19 protein-coding genes and 1 pseudogene are annotated in these 23,315 nt (G+C 66.4%); 4 read left to right on the forward strand and 16 right to left on the reverse strand.

The genetic code is table 11. The annotated features are described in order from the left end of the window. Positions 1-223 precede the first annotated feature (223 nt). Complete coding sequence (locus ALA01S_RS24405) at positions 224-1,453, forward strand: M20 family metallopeptidase (RefSeq protein ID WP_066341922.1); 1,230 nt, start codon at positions 224-226, stop codon at positions 1,451-1,453. Positions 1,454-1,484: 31 nt separating this feature from the next. Here ALA01S_RS24405 and ALA01S_RS34970 read toward each other — a convergent pair whose 3' ends face one another. The 3 genes and pseudogenes from ALA01S_RS34970 to ALA01S_RS24415 all read right to left on the reverse strand — a co-directional run bounded on the left by ALA01S_RS34970 (position 1,485) and on the right by ALA01S_RS24415 (position 3,719). Beyond that, entirely contained in the window at positions 1,485-1,958 is a 474-nt protein-coding gene (locus ALA01S_RS34970) for a universal stress protein (protein WP_238455930.1), read from the reverse strand. Between the two features lie 9 nt (positions 1,959-1,967). Next, positions 1,968-2,639 (reverse strand): annotated as a pseudogene (locus ALA01S_RS34975) (TerC family protein); the annotation flags it as partial. Positions 2,640-2,765: 126 nt separating this feature from the next. Further along, positions 2,766-3,719 carry a DMT family transporter gene (locus tag ALA01S_RS24415; protein WP_066341923.1) on the reverse strand — a complete coding sequence of 318 codons (954 nt, stop codon included), beginning with the start codon at positions 3,717-3,719 and terminating at the stop codon, positions 2,766-2,768. Between the two features lie 156 nt (positions 3,720-3,875). Between ALA01S_RS24415 and ALA01S_RS24420 the strand changes: the two genes are divergently transcribed. Continuing rightward, entirely contained in the window at positions 3,876-4,676 is an 801-nt protein-coding gene (locus ALA01S_RS24420) for an AraC family transcriptional regulator (RefSeq protein ID WP_066341924.1), read from the forward strand. A gap of 74 nt (positions 4,677-4,750) precedes the next feature. Here the strand turns inward: ALA01S_RS24420 and ALA01S_RS24425 are convergent, their stop codons facing one another. The 9 genes from ALA01S_RS24425 to ALA01S_RS24465 all read right to left on the reverse strand — a co-directional run bounded on the left by ALA01S_RS24425 (position 4,751) and on the right by ALA01S_RS24465 (position 15,685). Then, positions 4,751-5,692: an SDR family NAD(P)-dependent oxidoreductase gene (locus ALA01S_RS24425; RefSeq protein WP_066341925.1), complete on the reverse strand. Its 942-nt coding sequence runs from the start codon at positions 5,690-5,692 to the stop codon at positions 4,751-4,753. Positions 5,693-5,713: 21 nt separating this feature from the next. Continuing rightward, on the reverse strand, positions 5,714-6,523 hold the full coding sequence (locus ALA01S_RS24430; protein WP_066341926.1) for an enoyl-CoA hydratase/isomerase family protein: 810 nt from the start codon (positions 6,521-6,523) through the stop codon (positions 5,714-5,716). Positions 6,524-6,526: 3 nt separating this feature from the next. Beyond that, positions 6,527-8,251, reverse strand: coding sequence for an AMP-binding protein (locus ALA01S_RS24435; protein ID WP_066341927.1), 1,725 nt, complete (start codon positions 8,249-8,251; stop codon positions 6,527-6,529). 10 nt (positions 8,252-8,261) lie between these two features. Beyond that, a complete protein-coding gene (locus ALA01S_RS24440; protein ID WP_084267896.1) occupies positions 8,262-9,266 on the reverse strand; it encodes a Bug family tripartite tricarboxylate transporter substrate binding protein in 1,005 nt (334 codons plus the stop codon). Positions 9,267-9,355: 89 nt separating this feature from the next. After that, positions 9,356-10,255: a LysR substrate-binding domain-containing protein gene (locus ALA01S_RS24445; protein ID WP_066341928.1), complete on the reverse strand. Its 900-nt coding sequence runs from the start codon at positions 10,253-10,255 to the stop codon at positions 9,356-9,358. A 44-nt stretch (positions 10,256-10,299) separates the two neighbouring features. Next, positions 10,300-11,634, reverse strand: a complete 1,335-nt coding sequence (locus ALA01S_RS24450; RefSeq protein ID WP_066341929.1) for a sulfatase family protein — start codon at positions 11,632-11,634, stop codon at positions 10,300-10,302. Then, positions 11,627-12,724: a Bug family tripartite tricarboxylate transporter substrate binding protein gene (locus tag ALA01S_RS32180; RefSeq protein ID WP_157119247.1), complete on the reverse strand. Its 1,098-nt coding sequence runs from the start codon at positions 12,722-12,724 to the stop codon at positions 11,627-11,629. Before ALA01S_RS32180 ends, ALA01S_RS24450 begins: the two co-directional genes overlap by 8 nt. Before the next feature lie 89 nt (positions 12,725-12,813). Continuing rightward, on the reverse strand, positions 12,814-14,586 hold the full coding sequence (locus ALA01S_RS24460; protein ID WP_084267898.1) for a SulP family inorganic anion transporter: 1,773 nt from the start codon (positions 14,584-14,586) through the stop codon (positions 12,814-12,816). A 52-nt stretch (positions 14,587-14,638) separates the two neighbouring features. Further along, positions 14,639-15,685 (reverse strand): porin, encoded by a 1,047-nt coding sequence (locus ALA01S_RS24465; RefSeq protein ID WP_084267899.1) that lies wholly within the window; start codon positions 15,683-15,685, stop codon positions 14,639-14,641. Between the two features lie 217 nt (positions 15,686-15,902). On the opposite strand from ALA01S_RS24465, the gene ALA01S_RS24470 reads away from it, so the two are divergent. Both ALA01S_RS24470 and ALA01S_RS24475 read left to right on the forward strand, forming a co-directional pair. After that, a complete protein-coding gene (locus tag ALA01S_RS24470; RefSeq protein WP_066341932.1) occupies positions 15,903-17,474 on the forward strand; it encodes a sulfatase family protein in 1,572 nt (523 codons plus the stop codon). 68 nt (positions 17,475-17,542) lie between these two features. Further along, positions 17,543-18,490, forward strand: coding sequence for a Bug family tripartite tricarboxylate transporter substrate binding protein (locus ALA01S_RS24475; RefSeq protein ID WP_066341933.1), 948 nt, complete (start codon positions 17,543-17,545; stop codon positions 18,488-18,490). A 96-nt stretch (positions 18,491-18,586) separates the two neighbouring features. Here ALA01S_RS24475 and ALA01S_RS24480 read toward each other — a convergent pair whose 3' ends face one another. The 4 genes from ALA01S_RS24480 to ALA01S_RS24495 form a co-directional block, all read right to left on the reverse strand. Continuing rightward, a complete protein-coding gene (locus ALA01S_RS24480; RefSeq protein ID WP_066341934.1) occupies positions 18,587-19,690 on the reverse strand; it encodes an SMP-30/gluconolactonase/LRE family protein in 1,104 nt (367 codons plus the stop codon). Between the two features lie 86 nt (positions 19,691-19,776). Further along, positions 19,777-21,216 (reverse strand): aldehyde dehydrogenase family protein, encoded by a 1,440-nt coding sequence (locus tag ALA01S_RS24485; protein WP_066341935.1) that lies wholly within the window; start codon positions 21,214-21,216, stop codon positions 19,777-19,779. Between the two features lie 155 nt (positions 21,217-21,371). Beyond that, on the reverse strand, positions 21,372-22,283 hold the full coding sequence (gene kdgD, locus ALA01S_RS24490) for a 5-dehydro-4-deoxyglucarate dehydratase (protein ID WP_066341936.1): 912 nt from the start codon (positions 22,281-22,283) through the stop codon (positions 21,372-21,374). A gap of 261 nt (positions 22,284-22,544) precedes the next feature. Beyond that, positions 22,545-23,315, reverse strand: a 771-nt coding sequence (locus ALA01S_RS24495) for a FadR/GntR family transcriptional regulator (protein ID WP_157119248.1), incomplete at its 5' end; no start/stop codon positions are given.

The raw sequence follows: 23,315 nt of genomic DNA on the forward strand, positions 1-23,315 counted from the left end.
CAACCCGCTGGAGAGCATCAGCAACGACGACGCCGAGCTGTGCGTCCAGGCCTTCAACCAGTTGCTGGTGCAACTGGCCTGAAGCCGGACGAGCGACAACTACCCCTTGTAGGAGGCCCGCTTGCGGGCCGAACCGCCGCCCCATCACGACGCCAGCCATCGCTGCCATTCGGCCCGCAAGCGGGCCTCCTACAGACTTTCCTGCTTGACCTCAGAGGACGACATGACCACCCCCTACGCCCAACTCGACGCCTGGATAGACGCCCATTTCGACGAGGAGGTGTCCTTCCTCCAGGAGATGGTCCGCGTCCCCACCGACACGCCCCCGGGCAACAACGCACCGCACGCCGAGCGCACCGCGCAGTTGCTCAGCGGCTTCGGCTTCGACGTCGAGAGGCACGCCGTCCCGGCGGAGGAAGTGAAGGCCAGCGGCCTGGAGAGCATCACCAACCTGATCGTGCGCCGGCGCTACGCCGACGGCGGCCGCACCATCGCTCTCAACGCCCACGGCGACGTGGTGCCCCCGGGCGAAGGCTGGACCCACGATCCCTACGGCGGTGAGATCGAGGACGGCCAGCTGTTTGGCCGCGCCGCCGCCGTCAGCAAGAGCGACTTCGCCACTTTTACCTTTGCCGTGCGCGCGCTCGAAGCGCTGGGTACCCAGCTCAAAGGCGGCGTGGAGCTGCACTTCACTTATGACGAGGAATTCGGCGGCGAGCTGGGCCCGGGATGGCTGCTGAAGAAGGGCCTGACCAAGCCCGACCTCGCGATGGCGGCAGGCTTCAGCTACCAGGTGGTGACGGCCCACAACGGCTGCCTGCAAATGGAAGTGACGGTGCAGGGCAAGATGGCCCACGCCGCCATTCCAGACACCGGCGTGGACGCGCTGCAGGGCGCCGTCGCCATCCTCAACGCGCTGTACGAGCAGAACCGGCTCTACAAGCAGGTGACCTCGCAGGTGCCGGGCATCAGCCACCCCTACCTCAACGTCGGCCGCATCGAGGGCGGCACCAACACCAACGTGGTGCCGGGCAAGGTGGTGCTGAAGCTGGACCGCCGCATGATTCCCGAGGAGAACCCGGTGCAGGTGGAGGCCGACATCCGCCGCGTCATCCAGGAAGCCGCCACCGCCTGCCCCGGCATCGCGGTGGACGTGCGCCGCATGCTCATGGCCCGCGCCATGCAGCCCCTGCCCGGCAACGCGCCGCTGGTCGAGGCGCTGCAGCAGCACGGCCGCGAAGTGTTCGGCGAGGAGATTCCCACCTCCGGCACGCCGCTCTACACCGACGTGCGCCTGTACTGCGAGCGCGGCATCCCCGCCGTGATCTACGGCGCCGGCCCCCGCACCGTGCTGGAGAGCCACGCCAAGCGCAACGACGAGCGCGTGGCGCTCGAAGACCTGCGCCGCGCCACCAAGGTCGTCGCCCGCACGCTGCTGGACCTGCTGCGCTGACGCGCCGCCCCGCGCCGCGGGGCCAGCTCGCTCAGGCGCGCACCACCATCACCGGCACCCGGGAGAGGTGCAAGGTGCGCGCCGCCACCGAGCCCAGCAGCGCGGCGGTGTGCGAGCCCAAACCCTGCGCGCCCATCACGATGAGGTCGCAGCCCTGGGCAGCGGCCACGTCGCTGATGGCCGCGCCCGGGTCGCCCACGTGCTGGTGCTCCTTGAAGGGCACGCCCGCGGCGGCCAGCGCCGCGCGTGCGGGCTGCAGCGCGGCTTCGGCGCGCTCGTGGTGGTAGTCGTCCAGCGAAGTCTTGGGCACGAAGGACGCCACGTCGCCGGACACCGGCCGCTGCACGTTCACCACGTGCACTTCCAGCGCCGCGGGCTCGCGCAGTTGCGCGCGCAGCGCCAGCAGCCGCTGCAGCGCCTGGGCCGCGCCCGGCGAGCCGTCGGAAGCCAGCAGCACGCGCTGCAGCGGCGCCACGCCGGCCCCGGCCAGTGCGGGAGCCGCCACGGGCGCAGGAGCCCGCGCCGCACGCGCGGCCAGCAGCTTGCCCACCAGCAGCACGAGGGCCGCGCCCGCCACCGGCGCCGCGTAGTGCAGCCAGGGCGCGTTGGCGTCTATCCACGGCTTCACCACCGGGTCGCCGATGGCCATTTCGCCGGCCACGTAGCCCAGCAGCGCAGCGCCCAGGGTGATGATCACGGGCCAGCGCTCCATCAGCGTGAGCAGCAGCCGGCTGGCGAACACCACCAGCGGAATCGACACGGCCAGACCCGCGATCAGCAGCACGTTGTTGCCCTTGGCCGCAGCGGCCACGGCAATGACGTTGTCCAGGCTCATCACCAGATCGGCCAGCAGGATGGTTTTCACAGCCGCTGCCATACCCGTGGCGGCGGCGCCATGGCCTTCGCCTTCTTCTTCCGGCACCAGCAGTTGCACGGCGATCCACAGCAGCAGCACGCAGCCCACCAGCTTCAGGTAGGGCAGCCGCAGCAGCTCCACCGCCACCAGCGTGAGCACGATGCGCATCACGACGGCCGCGCCGCTGCCCCAGGCCACGGCGCGTTTTTGCTGCTCGGCCGGCAGCCCGCGCGCGGCCAGCGCGATCACCACCGCGTTGTCGCCGGAAAGAACGATGTTGACGCCGATGATTTGCAACAGCGCCAGCCAGAAGCCGCTGGTCATGTCCATGCGTGCACCCTTTGTTGTGTCTCTTGTGGGAGCGCCGCGGGCAGCGGCGCCTGGTGTGCGGGCGTGCAGCAATCGCCGCGCCCCCGTCGCGGCTGGATTGTTGTGAGGGGCGCTGTCGGTCGGCTGTCAGATGCCTCGGGGTTTCCCCAGGGTCCTGGCGCGAAGCGCGGTCAGCGCCTGCGCCACCCACGCATGCCCGCTCACGAGCACGATGCCCGCCAGCACCAGCAGCGCGCCCTGGACGAAGGCCGGCTCCAGCGGCTCGCCCAGCAGCACGACGCCGGCACCCACGCCAATCAGCGGCGTGAGGAAGGAGAACACCCCCAGGCGCGACGCCAGGTAGCGGCGCAGCAGCCAGCACCAGGCCAGGTAGCTGGCGAAGGACACCACGATGGACTGGAAGGCCAGGTTGCCCAGCAGCCGCGGCGTCAGCGTGAAGCTCATCTGGCCGAAGGCCAGGGCGCCCGCCAGCGCCAGCACGCAGCCGCCCACGAGCTGGTAGAGCAGCGTCTCCGTGGCCGGCGCCGAGGACAGGCGCGAGCAGCGTATGGCCACCGTGGTCGCGCCCCAGGCCGCGCCGCCCAGCAGGCCCAGCGCGTCACCCAGCAGCGGGTTGTCGCCGACGGCCGCGCCTGACGTGCCACGGCCCAGGAAGGCCCAGGCAATGCCGCCGAACGCCACCGCGATGCCCGCCCACTGCAGCGGCCGCAGCGCCTCCGCGCGCAGCCGCCAGTGCAGGCCCAGCGCCGCGAAGATGGGCGCGGTGTAGAGGAAGACGACCATGTGCGAGGCGCTGGTGTGGCGCAGCCCCTCGCCCACCACCAGGAACTCCAGGCCGAACAGCGCTCCGGCCAGCGCGCCCGGGCGCCAAGCGCCGTCGCGCCACAACACGCGCTCGCCGCGATACGCCATGAGCAGCGCCAGCAACACGGCCGAGATGCCGGAGCGCAGGCCGATCTGCAGCAGCGGCGCCATGTCCACGGCGCCCGCCTTCACCGCGATCTGCTGCAGCGCCCAAATCGTGCACAGCAACAGCATCAGGGCGACGGCTTGGGTGTCCAGGGGCTTGCGGGCTGACATGGGGGGTCCTGCTGGAAAGGCGATGGAGCGGCGCATTGTCCGTTGGCGTTTTCAAATGGAATTGCACATATCGGACAATCCATGCCGTAGATCCGCCAGCCTGCAGGCCGGGCACGACGCAGCCGCCTGTCGCACACCCCCTTGCACGCCCTCGCCATGCCCGCCCGCTCCACGCACCTGCGCACGCCGCCCTTCGTGGACGCGCTGCCGTCGCCCATCTGGTTCCGCGCCGACGAGCTGCCGGCCGACACCGCCTACCCGCGGCACCGCCACGCCTGGGGCGAGTTCGTCTATGCCTACAGCGGGCTGATGGAGCTGAAGCTGGCGGACGCCCATTTCCTGGCGCCGCCGCAATGCGGCGTGTGGCTGCCGCCGCAGGTGGAGCACGTGGGCCTGAACCGCGACGCCGCCAGCCACTGCTCGCTCTACGTGTCGGCCCCGCTGTGTGCGCAATTGCCCGCCAACGCTTGCGCGCTGAGCGTGAGCCCGCTGGTGCGCGCGCTGCTGGAGCACCTGCGCTTGCACCCGCACCCGCGCGACGAGCCGCCCGCGGCCGCTGACGCGCGGCTGCTGCAGGTGCTGGTCGATCAGCTCGCCCGGGCGCCGCGCGCGGGCAGCTACCTGCCCGGCTCGGACGACCCCGTGCTCGCGCCGCTGCTGCGCGCGCTGGACGCGCAGCCGGGCGACCACCGCTCGCTGGCCGATTGGGCGCAGGCCTTGCACAGCACCGAGCGCACGCTGCTGCGCCGCTGCCGGCGCGAGCTGGGCATGCCCTTCAGCGAGTGGCGGCAGCGGCTGCGCGTGGTCAAGGCGCTGCCGCGGCTGCAGGCCGGGGAGAAGGTGGAAACCGTGGCGCTGGAGCTGGGCTACGCCAGCGCCTCGGCCTTCATCACCATGTTCCGCCGGCTCACGGGCGTGACGCCGGACGAGTTCCGCCGCGGCGCCACGCCCAAGTAAGGCGAAAGCCGGCGGCGGCGCTCACGCGCGCACCCTCGCTCAACGAATCCTGAAGTACTTGTCTCCGGCGAGTCCTAGGGCGCCACATCGCCCGGCGGGATCACCTCGGCAAGGTGCTTGGGCAGGTCGTCGCCAAAGCTCTGGAGCTCCCGGCCTATGGAGGTGCTCCACGTCTGCGCAATGGCCTCCGCCGTCCATCCACCGTCACGGAAAGCGGTCTGGATTTCCTGCGGATGGGACCACAACGACAGCTTGTCGCCACCAATGCCTATGCACTGCCCCGTCACGCTCCTGGCATGGTCGGAAGACAGGAAGACGACCAGGGACGCCACGTCCGCCGGGCTGCCCAGCCCCAGGCGGCGCAAGCCGGGCAGGATCGGTCCGCCGCGCTCCGACATCTCGACCTGCTTTTCAAGTCCCGGGATGGACGCGAGCATGCGGGTCAGCGCCACGGGCACCACGGCGTTCACCTGAATGTCGGAGCGCGCGCATTCCAGCGCCCAGGTCCGGGCAAGGGCCGCAATGCCCGCCTTGGCGGCCGAGTAGTTGGTCTGGCCGAAATTCCCGCGCTGCCCCGCGATGGACGACACGAGGATCAGGCGGCCGCCACTGCCCTGCGTGCGCATCCGGCGGACCGCGGCGCGCGCGCAGGTGAAGGTGCCTCGAAGATGCGTGCCGATGACTTGGTCGAAGTCGTCATCGGACATGTTCCACAGCACCCGGTCGCGCAAGATCCCGGCGTTCGCGCACAGGATGTCCAGCCGGCCGTAGCTGCTGACGGCACGCTCCACCAATCGATCCGCCGCCGCGGCGTTACCGACCGGCACGACCTCGGCCACCGCCTGCCCGCCCGCGGAGCGGATAGCGTCCACGGCGGCTTGCGCCACTTCCGCATCGATGTCGTTGATGACGACCGAGGCCCCCGCAGCGGCCAGCGACTGGGCAAATGCCAGACCGAGACCGCGGCCACTGCCCGTGACGACCGCCACCTTGCCGTCGAGCCTGATTTCACTCATTGCTGTCCTTTCGTGGGCGACTCAGCGCCCCGTGTACTGAGGTGCGCGTTTCTGCATGAATGCCAGCGGGCCTTCCTTGGCGTCATCGCTGGCGAGCACGGCGCGACGAGCTTCGTCCTCCAGGGCATACCCTTCGGACAGTGGCGTGCCGCTGCTGCACATCACCGTCTCCTTGATGCGTTGCACGGCCAGCGGGCCGTTCTCGGCGATACGGTGCGCCACCGCTTCGGCCTCGGCCAGCAAGGACTCGGCAGGAACGACGCGGTTGACCAGGCCGATGCGGCACGCCTGGTCCGCGCTGATGGTGTCCCCGGTCAGCAGCAGCTCCATTGCCAGTGCATGGGGAATCTGTCGCGGCAGCCGCGCCAGCGAGCCGGCGAACGGGATGATGGCGCGCTTGGCTTCGGGATACCCGAAGCTGGCGTGTTGCGCCGCAATGCGGATGTCCGTGCCCAGCAGCAGCTCCGCCCCGGCGGCCAGGCAGTAGCCGTTGACAGCCGCGATCACGGGCTTGTACAGCGGATAGTCCCGCAGCGAGGACGCCGCCATCACCTTGGGCTCGGCCAACACGCGACGATCCCATTCGTCCTGCGGTGCGCGGTTGCCCGCCAGCAGCGGAATCATCGAGCCCAGGTCACCGCCCGCGCAGAACGCCTTGCTGCCTGCGCCGGTGATGATGGCGGCTCGCAGCTGCGGGTCGCTCGCGTAGTCCTCGACGGCATCGGCCAGCCGGCACACCAGCTCCGGCGTCAGGGCGTTGTGGGCATGGGGCCGGTTGAGCGTGAAATAGGCGATGTGGCCCTTCTTCTCATAGACGAACGGCAAGCTCATGGATCACCCCTTCGGTGTGGCATCGAGGCCAAGCTCTTCGATCAGCTGGGCGCGCAGCTCGAACTTCTTGACCTTCCCGCTGGGCGTCAAGGGAAACGCGTCGATGAACCGGATGTATTTCGGCAGCTTGTGGCGGCTCAGGTTGGCACGGCAATAGTCGACCACCTCCTGCTCGGCCATGCTTTCGCCCTCCTTGAGACGCACGAAAGCCGCGCCTTCCTCTCCCATGTAAGGGTCGGGCACGCCGACGACTTCGGCCTGGCGCACCTTGGGATGCCGCATGAGAAAGCCCTCGACTTCGGCCGGGTAGACGTTCTCGCCGCCGCGGATGAGCATGTCCTTGATGCGGCCCACGATCCGGATGTAGCCCCTGCCATCCATGGACGCCATGTCACCGGAATGCAGCCAGCCCTCGGCATCGATGGCCCTGGCCGTCTGCTCGGGCATCTTGTAGTAGCCCTTCATCACGTTGTAGCCGCGCACGAGAAGCTCGCCGGGCTGGCCGTGGCCCACCACCCCGCCTTCCGAGTCCACGATCTTCACTTCCGTGAAGGGAAGAGGCCGGCCCACGGTGGTCGAGCGCAGCTCGAAGCTGTCTTCGGGAAGCGTCTGGGCAATGATCGGGCTGGCCTCGGTCATGCCAAAGACGATGGCCGGCTCGGCGCCCCACTGCGACTTCAACTGCTCCATCAACGACACGGGAATGGACGTGCCGCCGCTGATGACGCGGCGCATCGACGAGACGTCGAACTCGCCGGCCAGGAAGCGGGGCTCCTGCAGCATGGCGATGTACATGGTGGGCACCGCGTCCATGACGGTGGCCTTCTCCTGCTCGATGAGCGAGAGCATCTTCACGGCATCGAAGGCAATGGCCTTGATGATGGTGCCGCCCGCCACGAGCATGGAAAGCTGGTTGACCACGTTGCCCGCGGCATGGAACAGCGGCATCGCGGTCAGGAAGCGGTCGTCTTGCGCCAGGCCCGCTCTTTGCGCCACCAGGCGGGCATTGTTGAGCGTCCCTCGGTAGGTCAGCATGGCGCCCTTGGGGGCGCCGGTCGTTCCGCTCGTGAACTGGATCTGCGACACGTCTTCCGGCTTGACCAGGTTCTGCCGGCGGGCCAGCGCCTCATCGGCAACCGAGGCCCCCAGCATGGGCAGGCGGTCAAAGGCAACCAGGCCTCGCCTGGCCTCGCCGCCGATGAGCACCGCGCGGCGCAGCGCGGGCAACGCCGCCGACTGGATGTCCAGACGCTCGGGATCCGATATCGCGTCGATCTCGGGCGCAATCGACTTCAGGGACTGGAGGTACTCGTTGCCGCGGTTCTCCTCGATGAGAACGATGGTGTGGACGTCCGCCTGCCTGAGCAGGTACTCCAACTCGACGCGCCGGTAATTCGTGTTGACCGTCACGAGCACGGCACCGATCTTGGGCAGCGCCATTTGCATCAACACCCATTCCGGCACGTTGGTGGCCAGCACCGCCACCTTGTCACCGGACCGGACACCCAGCGCCATCAGCCCCTTGGCTACTTCGTTGGCCTTGTCGCGCAACGCCCGGTAGGTCCATCGCACCTCCAGGCCGATTTCGGGATAACGGTAGACCAGGGCTTCCCGGTGCGGCCGCTCCTGGGCCTGCTGGTCCAGCATGTCGCCTATCGTGGTGCAGAGCAGTCCGCCCGCGCCAAAGGTTTCCGCACGCCACAAGGCGCGGTCTGCATCGATTCCCATGGCTTGCCCTTCAGTCCAGTGCCTTGAAACCCGTGGTCCTTACGACGTTGGCCCAGCGGACGTTTTCACGCTGGATAAACGCCTCGAAATCCGGTCTGTTCGACCCTGCCGGCGTGAAGCCGGCCTTTCCCAAAGCCTGCTGGCTGTCCGAATCCTTGAGCACTCGGACAATATCGGCATTGATCTTGTCAAGGATGGGCGCCGGCGTTTTTGCCGGGGCAAACATGCCGACCCACGAAGTGAAATCGAGATCCTGGTATCCCAGTTCCTTGAAGGTGGGAACCTGGGGCAATAAAGCCGAGCGCGATGCGCCGGTCGTTGCGAGCCCCGTGATTTTGCCGGCGGTGATATACGGCGTGGCCAATGCCACGGAACTGAACAGCCCTTGCGCATCGCCATTGATGACGCCCGTCATCGCGTCGCCAGTGCGCCTGTAGTGCACGGGCTCCATTTTGAAATTGGCCGCGCTTGCCAGCATCGCCGCGCCAAAATGACCCATGGTTCCCGCACCGAAAGTGCCCATCATGGGTGATTCCTTCTGGGCCCAAGACACATAGTCCTTCAGGTTCTTTGCCGGCAAGGTGGTGGGCGCGACCATCACGAAATCCAGATTGGCGACCTGGGCAATCGGCGCAAAATCCTTTTGCGGGTCGTAGGGCAGCTTCTTGTAAGTATTTGGCGCGATGCTGATTTGGGCCACGGCGCCAAAAAGCAGGGTATAGCCGTCAGCCGGAGAGCGCGCGACTTCCTGCGCCGCCAGGAATCCTGCCGCGCCATCCTTGTTGTCGACGACCACGCCCTTGCCCCACTGGGCTTGAAGTTTCTGGGCAAGCACGCGCGCCGCGATATCCGGTGCCGTGCCCGCGGCAAACCCCACCACGATGCGAACGGGCTTTTCCGGATACTCGGCGTGGGCAACCAACGGCAGCGCCGCCGTCAACACGAATATTCCAACCGTCGCGGCGTGGGATGAAGCCATGTGCTTGCACATGGCCCGAATGGCTTCAGAAGTCATGCTTGTCTCCAGGGGTGTTATTCGTGGCCCGGCCCATGGACCGGCCTTCATTGACAACGGGCGCCTTGCAGCAGATGCCCGTGCGCAGGTCACTGCCTGTTGGCAAGAAAATCCGTCACCACGCGGGCCATCACCTTTTCTACAGCCATCATGGCGCCGGTTTTCGGGATATCGGGATGGCTTTCTAGCCTGATTTCCCGATGGAGATTGTCGTTGTCGATAACCGTCACCGACAGACCCGAATTTGGCTCGATGCGTTGCGCGGCAATCTCCGGCACCACCGTGCATGCCACGCCTGCGCGGCAGACGTCGAGGACGGCTGCACCGTCCTCGATGCCTCCCACGATGGCGAGATCCACGCCCGCTTCACGGGCAGCATCGATCAGGAAACCGTAAAAAGGCTGCATGGACGACAGCAGCAAGGGAACCGCCTCCAAATCGGCCAGCTTGACGGGTTGCTGGGGATCGAAAATGGATCGTGGTGAAACCAGGTACAAACGTTCACGAAACAAATGGATGCCATGTTCGCTTTTGGCGTCGGGCCGGTAGACCTGCATGGCCAAGTCCAATCGCATGGAGTTCAACTGGTTCTTGAGCTCGGCTGAATATCCCACCACGAGCTCAGGAGTGATATCGGGAAGCTCGGATTTGAGCGCAAGAAACAGCCGCGCGCCCATGACCGACGCAACGGTGCGCAACACGCCGATGGAGACCTTGCCTTTCATCGCCCCGGCTTTCTCCTGGACGGCGCCCTTCGTCAAATCCATCTGCTTGAGAATAATCTTGGCGCGTTGGTAAAGCTCCGCCCCTGCGTCCGTGGCGGCGACACCCGAGCGGCCGCGTACCAGCAATTGCACCCCCAATTCCTCTTCCAGGCTGGACAGGCGTTGGCTGAGGGCAGGCTGCACGATATGCAGCCGGCGCGAAGCTTCCGAAAGGCTGCCGCTGTCGACAATGGCGATGAAATAGCGCAGATGACGAATATCCATGGCATGCCTGTCTGAAACTGTTGCCCACACCGCCCTGACGGCCGTCAGTGTGTGGCCCTGGGCAGGTCGGCCTCGGTGAATGCAAGCGTGACCTTGGCATCGGCAGGAATTCCAGGCAGGGTGGCCGCCCAAGCCAGCCAGCGGCTGCGCAGCTCCTTCAATCTCTCGGGGTAAAGCTGGGCGAGATTGGCACGCTCGCGCTCGTCTTTGACCAAATTGAAAAGATATTCGTGTCCATCGACCTGCAGGTATTTCCAGCCATCGCGCAGCAGCGCACGCTGTTCGCGGTGGGCCATCCGCCAGCACAGGTCGCGCTCCGGCGTCCAGCGCGGGTTCGCCAGCAGCGGCAACAAGGACAAGCCGTCCATGGCATGGTCCGGATCGGCTTGGACGCCTGCGGCTTCCAGCATCGTCGCGGTCCAGTCCATCGTGATCACGGGTGTGTCGCTGGTGATGCCGGGAATGATTTTCGCGGGCCAGCGGGCAATCAGCGGCACTCGGATACCCCCTTCGAGCAGGTCCATTTTCTGGCCGACAAAAGGCCAGTTGTCCGAGAAACGCTCGCCGCCGTTGTCGCTGGTGAAGATCACGAGGGTATTTTCATCCAGCCCTTTTTCTTCAAGGCATCGCAGAATGCGCCCGATGCCTTCGTCCATCTCGTAAATCATGCGATGGTAGGTTTCCAGCGAACCTCCATCCGTATGCCGGATGGATTTTCCAATCCGCCGGGATTCCGCCTCGTCTGCACGCGTTTCCCAGGGCCAGTGGGGCGCGGTGTAATGCACGCTCAGCATGAACGGATTCGACTGGTTTTGTGAATCGATGAACTGCACGGCCCGGTCGGTGATGAGATCCGTCAGGTAACCTTTTTCCTCGATGTGCGTTTCGTTTTCCCAAAGATCATGCACGCCGTCGCTGCCCTGATGGGAAAAATAATCCACGCCGCCGGAGAGAGGGCCGAAGAAATACTGGTAGCCGCTTTTCAACGGGCCGAAATGCGGGGGATAGCCCAGATGCCATTTGCCGACCAGGCCGGTCGCATAGCCGGCATCCCGCAGCAGCGACGGCAGCGTGGGGTGCTCCGGCGGCAAACCCACGACCTTGTCCTCCCGGGCCCTTCCCGTGAGCGGCTCTTCTGCCGCGCCACGCAAACGGTATTGCCAGCGCCCGGTAACCAGGGCGAAGCGCGTCGGTGAGCACACGGGCGAATTGGAGTAGCCGTGGCGCAGGAGCATCCCTTCCGCGGCCATGCGGTCCAGGTTCGGCGACACGGGCATGCTGCTTCGTGCCCCGGTGCAGCCGAGGTCGGCATAGCCCAGGTCATCCGCCATGATGAAGATGAAATTCGGTCGATTCATGTCCGTGCCTTGCTTATTCATTTGCAGAAAATCCCGTGGCCTTCACCACCCTGGCCCAGCGCGCCGCTTCTTGCTTCACCGCGTCCTGAAACTCCTGGCCGCAAACGCCGGATACGCTCAGGCCCTGGGCAGCCATCTTGGCCTTGACGTTCGTGTCGCCCAGTGCATCCAGGTGAGCCTTGATGAGCCGTTGCGCAATTGAAACGGGAATGCCTTTCGGTGCCAGAAGACCGAACCAGGCAGTTGTCGTCAGGTCGCCCAGGCCCTGCTCCGCCAGCGTCGCAACGTCCTTCAGCGAATCGGGCCTGACGGTACCGGTCGTGGCCAATGCAATCAGCCGGCCGCTCTTGATGTGCGGCAGTGCGGTGGGCAGTTGCGTGAAGCCGAAGAACACATTGCCGCCCAGCAAATCGGTCACCTGAGGCGCGCTGCCGCGGTACGGAATATGGGTCAGGGGAATACCCAGCTTTTCTCCAAGCTGGTATCCCAAGAAATGGGAAGGCGTGCCCGGCTGGTAGGAGGCATAACTTGCATTTTTGGGATTTGCCTGTAGCCAGCGAGCCAGGTCGTCAATGGTTCTGGCGTTGGTCGATGGATGGGCCACCAATACCAAGGGGAACTCGACGCCCTTGCAAAGATAGGTGAAATCTCCCGGGCTGTAGGGGAGTTTCTTGTAGGCACTGGGGTTGATGGTCAGGATCGCGGCGGTGCCAACGAACAGGCTATATCCATCTGCGGCAGCGCGGGCAGCGGCCTCGGTCGCAATCAGGCCGCCACCGCCACCCGGCCGATTTTCCACAACGACAGGCTGTTTCACCTGCTGCGCCAAATGCTCGGCCGATACCCGGGCGTAGCTGTCGATGGCTCCTCCAGGCGTGGACGGGACAATGATCTGTATGGGTTTGCTGGGCCAGCCCTGCGCGTGACCCAGCGTGGCACAGCACAGCAGCGATGCGAGCCAAAAGCTTCGGCCTGCGGAGAAAATGCGACTGGATGGGAACATTCCGTACTTCCTGACGTTGGAATGCAAGCGTAGGGCATCAGAAAATAAATCTCCAATGGTTTTTTCTTGACCCCCCATCATGGAAAATGATGCATCACGAAAAATCACCGTGAAATATTATGTTGACGCCACCGATAAATACCCAAAAGACCTTGGATTGAATAACCCGCTTTATTTGTCACTTCAATTTCAAGCATTCAAATGGGATGCAGGAACGAGGACGCTTGCGCGGGTGGCTGTGCAACGATGAGCGGGTCCGAACATTCTTGAAAAACCCGCTTCGTGCAGCGGGCACAGAGGGCCGGATCCAACCGGGCACAAATGGTGCGAATGGCAGACCGCTTGTCGGCGAAAACATGATCGGCACCCAATTCGTCGAGAAAGCCGTCGCGCCGCCATGGGTCCAGCACCCGTGGGCGCGGGCGGTGGAAATACAGGTCGCCGCCAAAGGCGCGGCGTGCGCGCAGTTCCTGGCGCCACAGCTCCGAGCCGGCCACGTCCACGAAATTCATGCTCTTGGCCATCACCAGCAGGTGCTTTTGCGGCCCCGTCGCGTCGCGCAGCGCCTGCAGCCGGTCCGACACGTGCGCCGTGGCGCCAAAGTAGACCGATCCCTCCATGCGCAGCAGCTTCAGCTGTGGGCACTCCGGCTGCGCGTGCGCCGTGTGGTCCAGCACCACGAAGGGCCGGTGCAGGTCACCGCGCGGGCCGCCTAAGCCCATGGTGCGCAGCGCCGGGCGCGAGGTGCGATGCAGGTACAGGCCCAGCGACAGGGCGCTGCCGATGAGCACCGCCAGTTCCAGGCGCAACGTGAGCGTGGCAGCCAGGGTGATCAGCGCCACGGCCAGTTCCTGGCGGCTGGCGGCGGCCAAGCGGTGCCAGCGCGGCAGGTCCAGCAGCGTCCATCCCACCAGCACCAAAAGCCCTGCAATGGCGGCAAACGGAATCCACGCCAGCACCGGCGCCGTGAGCGCCACCATCGGCACCACCAGCAGCGCCGAGAAGACGGCCGCCAGGGGCGAGCGGGCGCCGGCTTCCAGGTTGGGCATGGAGCGGTTGAGCGAGCCGCAGGAGACGTAGCAGGAGAAGAAGCCGCCGGCGATGTTGGACAGGCCCTGTCCCAGGAACTCGCGGTTGGCGTCTATGCGCTGGCCTGCGCGCGCGGCCACGGCCTTGGCGATGGCAATGGACTGCGCCAGCGCCACCACCGTCAGCGCCGCGGCGATGGCCAGCAAGTGCGGCAATTGCTCCAGGCTCACGCCGGGCACATGCAGCGGCGGCAGCGCGGGAGGCAGCGGGCCCAGCAGCCGCAGTTGCCACGCCGGGGGCGCCCAATGCTGCAGGGCCCAGGCCAGCAGCGTGCCCACGGCCAGCGCCGCCAGCATGAAAGGCGAGCCGGGCCGCCAGCGCCTGAGCCCCGCGGCGCTGGCCAAGGTGGCCAGCGCCACCAGGAGCGCCCCGGGTTGCGGCGCTTGCGAGACGGCCGCCTGCAGCACCACGCCGGCGCTCGCGCCCGGCGGCAACGTCAGCTCCAGCGCGTCCTTCAGTGCATGGACCACGATGAGCAGCGCCGCGCCGGTCGTGAAGCCCAGCAGTGCTGTCGGGGAAATGAAGTTCGCGATCGCTCCCAGCCGCAGCGCGCCGGTGGCGAACTGCAGCAGCCCCACCAGCACCGTCACCGCCAACACCAGCTCCACGTAGGCCGGGCTGCCTACGGCGGCCAGCGGCGCCAGCATGGCAAACAGCGCCAGCGAGTTGGCGTTGGTAGGCCCTGAGACGACGTGGCGGCTGGAACCCGCCAGCGCCGCCACGATGCACGGCACCACGGCCGAATACAGCCCGTACTGCGGCGGCAGCCCCGCCAGCGTCGCGAAAGCGATGCCCTGCGGCAGCACCAGCACCGCACCCAGCAAGCCTGCCAGCAGGTCGGCCCGAAGCGCGGGGGCACAAGGCATTTCGGAATATCCCATTCGCACGACAAATCCTTGTGGAAACACGCCGGCGGCGCCCCATCAGGGATTTTTAGAAGTTGTGCTTGATGCCCAGCGCCATGGCGCTCACGTCCACGCCGCTGTTGGCCGGTACCGTGGCCAAGCCCATGGAAATGGCTGCCTGCCCTTTATTATTCAAGCGAAGCGTGCGGGCATACAGCGTGGTGCGCTTGCTCAGGTTGTAGTCATAACCCAGCGTCAGCATGTCGTTGTCACGGGTGCTGTTGCTGACGTTGCGTCGTCCAAATTCAGCCAGCAGTCGATGCTCGCCAAGGTTCCACGTGACGCCCAGCAAAGTCAGCGTGGATTTGAATGTGCCGGGGGCATCCGCATCGGCAACGCCATACATTGCACTCAGGGTGACCGGACCCATCATGTATTTTCCGTTCACCAGGTGGGCGTCAGCATGGTAGCTGACTGCGGAATTGGTTCCCGTGTTCAAACGCTGGCCGCTGTAGGACACATAATAATTTTCCGCCCGGTAGCTCAGGGTGCCGCCGACGAATCGGCCCGATGTGGCCGCGCCTTCTCCCGGTGCGGCAGTCAATTCGAAACGAAAACCCGAGCCGGACAAGTCGCCATGGCGGTAGCGCACCAAATTGCTCAAACGCATGGGCGGTGCGATGGGCGCGAAGGCCGCGCCCTGGCCATCGGACTTGCTCAGCAATTGGGCCGGCGACCAGTTGACGTTCATCGTGAACGGATCGACCGTCTGCATGCTGTAGAACAGCGGTGCGTATCCCCGGCCCATTTCAACGGTGCCGTACGGGCTTTTCAAACCCACGAATGCCATGCGGCCGAACCCGCCGCCCAGGGTGAATGAGCCATCGTCAAGATTCATCCCCATTTCGAGATTGAAAACCGATTGCCAGCCGCCGCCGAGGTCTTCAGTTCCACGAAAACCCAGCCGCGAAGCCGCAATACCGCCGTCGGCGATTTTCATGGTGGTGCGCGTATCCTTGACTGGCCCCAGGTATACGTCTGCGATACCATAAATCTGCACTGAAGATTGTGCCCATGCACAATGGGCCAAACCTGCAAATGGCAGGAAGCACAGAATTTGGCGGGCAATCTTCACGGTGTCTCCACAGGCATGATGTCAAGGCACGCAATGTGCACTTGAATTATGCGAGTGGCGGCATACTTTGTTTTTATGGAGCTCTCAGATTAAATGATGGCAGAAATTGCGGAGCCTGATGGCGTCATTATGAATTGGTATTACACCGGTACAGGCAGGAGCCGTTAGTCTTTGGTATCGGTGCCGCGCAAGGCAACCGCATTTCCAAGCTCTCGCCATGACCTGCAATTTCCTGTTCTTCATCGTCGACCAGTTGTGTGCCACTCACCTGGGCTGCTACGGCAATTCCATTGAGGCCACGCCCGTGATCGACGGCCTGGCCGCTGGTGGTTGGCGCGCGCAGGAGTGCCATGTCGCGACACCGATCTGCATGCCCAACCGTGCCAGCCTGCTCACGGGGCGCATGCCCTCGGTGCACGGCGTGCGCCACAACGGCATCCCGCTGTCGCTGGGCGCGGTCACGATCGCGGACCTGCTGCGCGAGGCGGGCTACGCGACCTCGCTGATCGGCAAGTCACATCTGCAGAACATGACGGCCAAGCCGCCGCTGCATGCCCAGGACGCACACCGGCCCAAACGCGAAGCTCAACGCCCCTATCCGGGCAACTATCAGCAGGAATGCCAGAAGACCTGGGAAGCGAGCCCGTCCTTCGAGATGGAGCTGCCCTTCTACGGCTTCGACCATGTGCAGCTGGCCATCGGACACGGCGATGCCTCCGACGGGCACTACCGCCGATGGCTACAGGCCGAGCATCCCGAGTTCGCCGACAAGGTCGGGAAGCAGCACAGCCTGCCCGCACCCGGGTACGAACTGGTCAAGCACGGACAGGCCTGGCGCAGCGCGATCCCGCAGGAGCTGCATCCGACGGCCTGGATCGCTGACCAGACCATCGCGCAACTGCGCGAGGCCCAGCGGCGGCAGCGGCCTTTCTTTCTCTACAGCTCGTTTGCCGACCCTCACCACCCGTACACGCCGCCCGGACGGTACTGGGACCTGTACCGTCCCGAAGACATGGCGTTGCCGTCGTCGTTTCACGCCGACACGCCGCCGCCGCACCTTGCATGGCTGCGGGCGCAGCGTGATGCCGGCCGGGCCGTCAAGAACACGATGGCCTGCTACGCGGCCACCGAGCGCGAAGTCCGGGAAGCGATGGCGCTCGGACTGGGTTCGCTGAGCTTCATCGACGCGCAGATCGGCCGCGTGCTCGCAGTCCTTCGCGAGCTTGGCCTGGACAAGGACACCGTCGTCGTGTTCACCAGCGACCATGGCGAGTTTGCCGGCGACCACCAGCTGCTGTTCAAGGGCTCGCTGCACTACCAGAGCCTGACCCGCACGCCGTTCATATGGCGCGATCCCCAGTGGGCTGCGCACGGGGGCCGGACCGACCGCTCACTGCTGTCGACCATAGACATCGCGCCCACGCTGCTGGAGCGGGCCGGTATCGAGCGCTTCAACGGCATGCAGGGACGGTCCTTCCTGCCTGCGATCTGCGGTGAAGCGCAGCGGCAGCGCGACGCCCTGCTCATCGAGGAAGAAGGCCAGCGGACCTATTTCGGTTTCGACCAGCCCGTGCGCATGCGAACCCTCTTGACCCACAGGCACCGGCTCAGCGTGTACGACGGGGTGTCCTGGGGTGAGCTTTATGACCGGCTGGAAGATCCGGATGAGGCACGCAACCTCTGGGACGAGCCCTCATACCGCACCGTGCGCGAGGCGCTGAGGGCCCGCCTGTCGAGCGAAATGCTTGCACATACCGAAACCAGCCCGGCGGCGACGGCGCTGGCCTGACAAGGACCCGACGTCACGGGGTCCGCCACAACGGAGACAAGACCATGAGACTGCACCGCCGAGACTTCATGTTGGCAAGCGCCGCTGCCGCGCTGAGTGGCCACGCAAGCGCCAATGCGTGGCCTTCCAAGCCGCTGCGCATCATCGCGCCCGCGGGGCCCGGGAGCCCCGCCGATACGGCCATACGCGCTTTTCAAGACCTTCTGCCCGCCCGCCTGGGCCAGCCCATGGTCATAGAAAACCGGCCTGGCGCTCAAGGCGTCATCGGCCTGGATGCGGTGGCCAAGTCTCCTGTGGACAACCATACGTTCGGCATGATGCACCTGCAGCTTGCCGCGGCCCCGGCGATGCGCAACGGAAAAATGCCGTTCGACTTGGAAAAGGACATCGAGCCCGTCGTTCAGCTCAGCACCGAGTCGCCCGTGCTGCTGGTCAACACCAACCTGCCGGCCAACACGTTGAAGGAATTCATCGAGTTGGCGAAGTCCAAGCCCCAGATGCTCGTTTATGGCTCCGCAGGAAGCGGCTCGCCTGCGCACCTGGGGATGGAGCTGCTGCAGCGGGCCGCCGGCATGAGCCTGGTGCATGTGCCCTACAAGACCATTGCGAGTGCCGTGACGGACCTGGCCGGCAAGCAGATCGATGTTGCCCTGGCCGGCTCCAATGCGGCTTTGCAGGGCCTGAATTCCGGGCGAGTCAGGGCACTCGCCGTCTCGGCTCCACAGCGACTTCCCGCGTTTCCCAATGTGCCCACGCTGGCCGAAGCCGGCTTTCCAGGAATCGACCTGCGTGGCTGGGTGGGGCTTGTTGCAAGGTCGGGTACCGACGCAGCCGCCATCACGCGCTTGAACGCCGAGGTGAACGAGTTGCTCAAGCAACCGAAAATCAGGGAGCGCTTCGCCGCCACGGGATCGGAGCCGGCTGGTGGCAGCCCCGCCCTGTTCAAGAGCCACATCCAGCGTGAGACGGCACGCTGGCAGAAGCTGGTCGTCGAAGCGAAGATCAGCGCTGACTGAGCGCTGTGCTGAGAGGCTGCCCGCAGGCGCATGTGAGGGCAGCTCTCTTGCATGAAGCGGGACGGCTCGCCCCTTCGCAGCGGCCGGGCCGGGCACTCAGACCGCGCCGTGCGCCTCCACGTACAGCGCGTACACCGAGTGCGAGCTGGCCATGTAGAGCCGGTTGTTCTTCGGCCCGCCAAAGCACAGGTTGGCACAGCGCTCCGGCAGCCGGATGAACGCCAGCGGCTTGCCCTGCGGGCTGAACACCATCACCCCGTCCAGGTCCTCCGGCTTGCCCTTGAGCTGGAACACCTTGCGCCCGCCCACGTCGGCGGGCTCGGCGTTGAGCGCGCCGTTGCTGCCCCAGCCGCACCAGAGGTTGCCGTCGCGGTCCACCCGGAAGCCGTCCAGCGCGCCCTGGTCGGCGGCGTCGATCAGCTTGGTCTTGTTGGACAGGCTCACGCCGTCGGCACCCACGTCGTAGCTCCAGATGCTGCGGTTGGGCGTGCCCTTCCACTCCACCACGTAGAGCTTCTTCTCGTCCGGCGAGAAGGCCAGGCCGTTGGGGTTCACCAGATCGGTGATGGCGGCCGTCAGCTTGCCGTCCGCGCCGATACGGAACACGTTGGTGTTGGCCTGTTCGCGCTGACCTCTAAAACCTTCCCACTCGCCGTTGATGCCGAACAGCGGGTCGGTGAACCACACGCTGTCGTCGGACTTCACCACGATGTCGTTGGGCGCGTTCAGGCGCTTGCCTTCGAAACTGTCGGCCAGCACGGTGATCTTGCCGTCCTTCTCCGTGCGGGTGACGCGGCGCGTCACCGAGTGCTCGCAGGTCACCAGGCGGCCCTGGCGGTCGCGCGCGTTGCCGTTGGCGTAGTTGGCGTTGGCGCGGAAGACGGTCACGGCACCCGTCTTCTCGTCGAACTTCATGATGCGGTTGTTGGGGATGTCGCTGAACAGCAGGTAGCCGCCTTCCGGGAAGTAGGCCGGCCCTTCGGCCCAGCGGAAGCCCGTGGTGATCTGTTCCACGCTGGAGCTGTAGATGCGGTACTTGGCGAAGCTGGGGTCCAGGATCAGCACCGCCGGGTCCGGGTAGCGCTGGTTCGGCGCGAACGGGAACGCCTGCGCCAGCGCGCTGCCGCCAAGCGACGCCAGGCCGCCCGCGGCAAAGGTCTGAAGCAGGCGGCGGCGCCGCGCGATGAACTGGTCTTGCATGTGTTGTCTCCTTCTTCTTGGCTCTTTTGATGGACCGACGGCGCCGGCCCCCAAGGGGTGCGGCGCCGCCGGGAATGGCGCAGGCTTCAGGCCTGCGTGTAGGACGTTTTCACGGTCGTGAAGAACTCGGCCGCGTAGCGGCCCTGCTCGCGCGGGCCGTAGCTGGAGCCCTTGCGGCCGCCGAAGGGCACGTGGTAGTCCACGCCCGCGGTGGGCAGGTTCACCATGGTCATGCCGGCCTGGGCATGGCGCTTGAAGTGCGTGGCGTGCTTGAGGCTGGTGGTGGCGATGCCGGAGGCCAGGCCGAAGGGCGTGTCGTTGGCCAGGGCCAGCGCCTCGTCGTAGCCCTTGACGCGGATGACGCTCACCACCGGGCCGAAGATCTCTTCCTGGTTGATGCGCATCTGAGCGGTGGTGTCGGTGAAGAGCGCCGGCGTCATGTAGAAGCCCGGCGCGCCCGCGCTGTTGCGGCCCAGCGCCTCGCCGCCGGCGGCCAGCGTCGCGCCCTCACCCTTGCCGATGGCCACGTACTCCAGGTCCTGCGCGAGCTGCTTCTCGTCGACCACGGGGCCGATGTCGGTGCCGGCCTTGCGCGCGTCGTCCACCTTGATGGACTTCATCTTCTCCACCATGGCGGCCACGAACTTGTCGTGTATGCCTTCGGTGACGATGACGCGGCTGGAGGCCGTGCAGCGCTGGCCGGTGGAGAAGAAGCCGCTGTTGACGGCGCAACTCACGGCCACGTTCAGGTCGGCGTCGTCCAGGACGATGAAGGGGTTCTTGCCCCCCATTTCCAGCTGGAATTTCGCCATGCGCGCCACGCACGCGGCCGCCACCTGCTTGCCCGTGCCCACCGAGCCGGTGAAGCTGATGGCGTTGACGCGCTCGTCGTCCAGCAGCGCCTGGCCCACCACCGAGCCGCGGCCCATGACGAGGTTGAACACGCCCGCCGGCAGCCCCGCGCGCTGCAGGATGTCGGCCAGCGCCCAGGCCGAGCCCGGCACCAGGTCCGCGGGCTTGAGCACCACGGCGTTGCCGAAGGCCAGCGCGGGCGCCAGCTTCCACGCGGGAATGGCGATGGGGAAGTTCCAGGGCGTGATCAGGCCGACCACGCCCACGGGCTCGCGCGTGACTTCCACGCCCACGCCGGGACGCACCGAGGCGACCACGTCGCCGGATGCGCGCAGCGCCTCGCCCGCGAAGAACTTGAAGATGTTGCCGGCGCGCACGACCTCGCCCACGGCCTCGGGCAGCGTCTTGCCCTCCTCGCGCGCGAGCAGGTCGCCCAGCTCGGCGCGGCGGGCCAGGATCTCGCTGCCGGCGGCGTCCAGAATGTCGAAGCGCTGCTGCGGCGTGGTGAGCGCCCAGGCGGGCGCGGCGGCATGCGCGGCGGCGATCGCCAGGCGCGCCTGCGCGGCGTCGGCCTGCGCGTACTCGCCCACCACGTCGCGCGTGTCCGAGGGGTTGATGTTGCGGCTGACGGCGGCGCCTTCGACCCACTCGCCGCCGATGAGGTTCTTGAACATGGCTTGTCCTTGAGAGGGGCGTGCCCCTTTGGCCTTGCAGGAGGCCCGCTGGCGGGCCGAATCGCGGCCGGGCCACGGGTTCGGCCCGCCAGCGGGCCTCCTACAGAAACTGGTCAGCAGCCCGGGCGACGGGCTGCGATGCGGTTGACCCGCGCTTACTGCGGGCCCAGGCGGGCGATCAGCGCCTGCAGGTGCTCGACTTCAGCCGGCTTGAGCTCGGACAGCGGCGGGCGCACCGGGCCGGCCGTGTGGCCCACCAGCGTGGCGCCGGCCTTGACCAGGCTCACGGCGTAGCCCTGGCCGCGGTTGCGCAGCTCCACCAGGGGCAGGAAGAACTCGTTGATCAGGCGACCGGTGGTGGCCGTGTCCCCGGTGGCATGGGCGTTGTAGAACTCGATGGCCGTGCGCGGGATGAAGTTGAACACCGCCGACGAGTACACCGGGCAGCCCATGGCCTTGTAGGCACCGGCGAACACTTCCGCCGTGGGCAGGCCGCCCAAGTAGGCGAAACGGTCGCCCAGCTTCTGGCGCACGTTCACGAAGGCCTCGATGTCGCCGATGCCGTCCTTGAAGCCGATGAGGTTGGGGCAGCGCTCGGCAAGCTTCTGCAGGGTCTCGGGGCTGTAGCGGGTGTTGCCGCGGTTGTAGATGACCACGCCGATCTTGACGCTCTTGCACACCAGCTCGACGTGGCGCAGCAGGCCTTCCTGCGTGGCCTCGGTCAGGTAGGGCGGCAGCAGCAGGATGCCCTGGGCACCGGCGCGCTCGGCTTCCTTGGCGTACTGGATGGCCAGCGTGGTGCCGCCGCCGGCGCCGGCAATGATGGGCACGCGGCCGCGGCAGGTCTCGGCCGCCACCTTGACCACGTCGAAGAACTCGCCCGGCTCCAGCGAGAAGAACTCCCCCGTGCCGCCCGCGGCAAACAGCACCGTGGCGCCGTAAGGCATGAGCCACTCCAGGCGCTGCGCGTAGCCGCGCGCGTCAAAACGCAGCTCGCTGTCGAAGTCGGTCAGCGGGAAGGACAGCAGGCCGGACTGGAGGGCGCTCTTGAGCTCTTGGGGGGACATTCAGTGTTCTCCGTGGGGGGTGCGGGTACGTGACACACAGCTTGAATCGCTGCGTTGTATGTCATCGTACAACCTAGTGCCGCCACCTGCAAGATCGCGTGCATGTGGGAAGCACGTACATAGCAAAGACCACCTGAAAGGTCTTTGCAAGTTGTACGACGACACAGTCCAAAACGGGCGTGTGAACGCCAAAAACAAAAAGTCCCGGGCGCGGTGGCGGACCGGGACAGAAAGAAAGGCGCGATCAGCGCCGCATTGGCGTCACACCAGCCGCGTGGCCTCGAACAGCCGCTGCCGGGCGTTGAAGACGTGCTGGCGCATGGCCTGCGCCGCCTGTGACGCAGCCCGCTGGGCGATGGCGTCCAGGATGGCCCGATGCTCGTCCAGCGCGGCCTGCACCCGCGCGGGGCTGGCCTGGTCGCGGGCCACGTTGAAGCGGTCCATGTACTGGCGTATGGGGACGACCAGCCCTTGCATGGCGGTGATGAAGAAGGGGTTGTGCGTGGCGTGCGCAATGGCGGCGTGAAAGCGCGCGTCCTCGTCCGCCGCGGGGCGGCCGGCCTGCAGGCAGGCCTGCAAATCGTCGAAGGCCAGCCGCAGGGCCAAGACGTCTTCCGCGTTGCGGTGCTCGGCCGCGGCGGCGGCGGCACCCGCTTCCATGCAGTCGCGAAAGGCGTAGTAGCGCTCCACGTCCGCCAGGCTGGCCACCGTGGGCAGTGGCGCGGCCTGGGGCTGTGCAGGGCTCATCGCGGCCACGTGGCTGCCGCTGCCGCGCCGGGTTTCTATGAGGCCCTCGGAGCGCAGGCGCGACAGCGCCTCGCGCACCGTGGCCCGCGAGACGCCAAAGCGCACGGCCAGCTCGGCCTCGGTGGGCAGCCGCGTGCCCGGCGCAAAGGCGCCGTTCAGGATGGACTCCAGCACATGCGCGTGCAGGCGCTCCACCAGCGTGCCGCCGCCCTCCTCCACCCGCGCCGGCAATGCCGGCACGCTCCCACCGGCCGCCTGCGGACCCATCAGGTCACCGGCGCCGGG

It is taken from the genome of Azohydromonas lata NBRC 102462, assembly GCF_001571085.1.
GTDB classification, from domain to species: Bacteria; Pseudomonadota; Gammaproteobacteria; order Burkholderiales; family Burkholderiaceae_C; genus Azohydromonas; species Azohydromonas lata.